This window comes from Nocardiopsis prasina DSM 43845 (assembly GCF_000341265.1).
Taxonomy (GTDB): domain Bacteria; phylum Actinomycetota; class Actinomycetes; order Streptosporangiales; family Streptosporangiaceae; genus Nocardiopsis; species Nocardiopsis prasina.
In genome coordinates this window covers 1-1,182 of the sequence record NZ_ANAE01000232.1, presented here as the reverse complement: position 1 = coordinate 1,182, position 1,182 = coordinate 1, and the positions used below count along the sequence as shown (strand labels likewise).

1 protein-coding gene and 2 pseudogenes are annotated in these 1,182 nt (G+C 74.4%); all 3 read left to right on the top strand.

Features of this window, described 5'->3' with window-relative positions:
* A pseudogene (locus tag D452_RS0127080) lies at window positions 1-534 on the top strand (glycosyltransferase); the annotation flags it as partial.
* Entirely contained in the window at window positions 531-740 is a 210-nt protein-coding gene (locus tag D452_RS0127075; RefSeq protein ID WP_017547265.1) for a hypothetical protein, read from the top strand. The pseudogene D452_RS0127080 and the gene D452_RS0127075, both read left to right, overlap by 4 nt.
* Window positions 737-1,182 (top strand): annotated as a pseudogene (locus D452_RS29145) (glycosyltransferase); the annotation flags it as partial. The gene D452_RS0127075 and the pseudogene D452_RS29145, both read left to right, overlap by 4 nt.

Here is a 1,182-nt window from a genome sequence, read left to right as displayed (position 1 = left end):
GTGGCGAAGATGGACGACGACGACTGGTACGGGCCCGAGCACCTCTCGGACCTGCTGGAGGCGCGCCGCTACTCCGGGGCCGACCTCGTCGGGAGCATCGTCTCCTTCGTCTACCTGGAATCCCTCGACCGCACGGTACGTCTGGCCGGGAAGACCGACGCCCTGTGGCACAGGGCGGCCGGAGGCACCCTGATGACGGACCGCAGAACGCTGGAGGAGGCGGGCGGATTCGCCCGGGTGTCGACCGCCGAGGACACGCACCTGCTGGCGGCGATCGAGCGGATGGGCGCCCGTATCCACCGGGGGCACGGCTGCAACTACGTACTGCGGCGCAAGGCGGACGGCCACACCTGGGGTGTCGGCGCGGGCTACTTCCTGCGGCTGTGCGGCGAACAGCAGCTTCCGGGGTGGCGGCCCAGCGCCCTCCTGGAACCGGATCCGGAGGACCTGCCGACCACCGTCCTGGCCGGGACCTGGACGGATCTGGCCGAGTCGGAGGAGGAGCGGATCCGTTTCGCGGGGACGACCCGGTGATCGAGGCGCTGTTGACCCGTGCGCGACGGGCGCACGGGGCGCGGACGGTCCTGATCGCCCACACCGGCGCGGGCGCGGCCGGAACCGCCGCGACGCTGGCCGGGGAGACCGGGGGCCGGCTCGTCGACCTGGGACGGGACGGGGCGGGGGCGGAACGGGCGGACGGACGAAGCCCCCGGTCGACCTGCTCGTACTCGTCGCCGTGACCGCCGCGGACCTGCGCGCCGCCGTCCCGCGCGCCGAGCGGCTGCCCGCCGCGACCGGATTCGGTATCGCGGTCCAGGGCACGGCGCCGCGCCAGTCCCCGCCGCTGCCCTCCCCGCCGGGGCTGGGGCAGTGGTCCGGTCTGCTGTACTCACGGACACGACGACTGCCGGACCAGGGCTGGCTGTGGGAGTTCTCCTTCGCCGACCCGGTCGAGGCGGCGCTGGTGCTGGAGGCCGTGGCCCGGGGACTGGCGGGCAACCGGCGCGGGCCCGGCTGGGCCACGCCGACCAGTGCGCGGAACCGGTCGGCGACCGATCCGTCCTGGCTTCACCTGGGCGGACGGGGGGCGGTGGCTCGGGCGGCCGAGGCCACCCGTCTTTCGGTGGACGATGTTCCGGTGGTGGATGAGCGGGTGGTGAACCCGATGGGTTTCACCCGGGG